Below are 700 nucleotides of genomic sequence, written 5' to 3' on the forward strand. Positions count from 1 at the left end.
ACGGCTTCAAATACGTGCAATCTCCATCAGGTAGCTCCCAATCAGGTTACAACGGTATTCAATTGTCATTGATTCCAATTAACGGCACCAAGGGTGACAAGCAGACCGTTACCACTGAAACGGATGCCAATGGTTATGATGGTTATTACAAGTTCAACAATATTTCATACGGTGATTATGAGTTGTGGGAAGAAAACGCCCCAGAGGGCTACCAGCATATCGAGCCACTTTATGTTCATATTGAACTAAACGCGGACAAGACGGCTTATGTCTTTACGGTGACGGAAAAGGGACAGTCAGTTCCATTGAAAAAAATGATAGTGCCTGTCAATAAAATCAATGAAGGCACTGGCAATGTTTACCTTTCAAAACTGTTCTTGTTCGACAAGTCGGAAGACACGAGAAAATGCAATGGCGGTGGTAATAATCAACCGGTCATTAACGTTAATAACACGAATACGAATACGAATGCCAATTCTCCCGTTATTAACAACAACCCTGTGGTAAACACCAACTCCACTTCTAATGGTGGCCAACAGCATCAACAAGAAAATCAGCAGCAGACTGGTGGTACGCAGACACAAGATGGTAAGGCCCATGTGACAGGGGGCGATCAATCACAAGATGGCAAGGCGAACGTAACTGGCGGTGCACAGACACAAGATGGTAAGACCAATGTGACCTCAACACCAACGGTAAC

General features: G+C 44.3%; 1 protein-coding gene. It reads left to right on the top strand.

Annotated features, from left to right (window positions below; genetic code table 11):
- Window positions 1–14: 14 nt before the first annotated feature.
- On the top strand, window positions 15–700 hold a 686-nt coding region (locus AOQ32_RS08785; protein ID WP_242976736.1), incomplete at its 3' end, for a prealbumin-like fold domain-containing protein.

It is taken from the genome of Fructobacillus tropaeoli, assembly GCF_001047135.2.
Lineage (GTDB): Bacteria > Bacillota > Bacilli > Lactobacillales > Lactobacillaceae > Fructobacillus > Fructobacillus tropaeoli.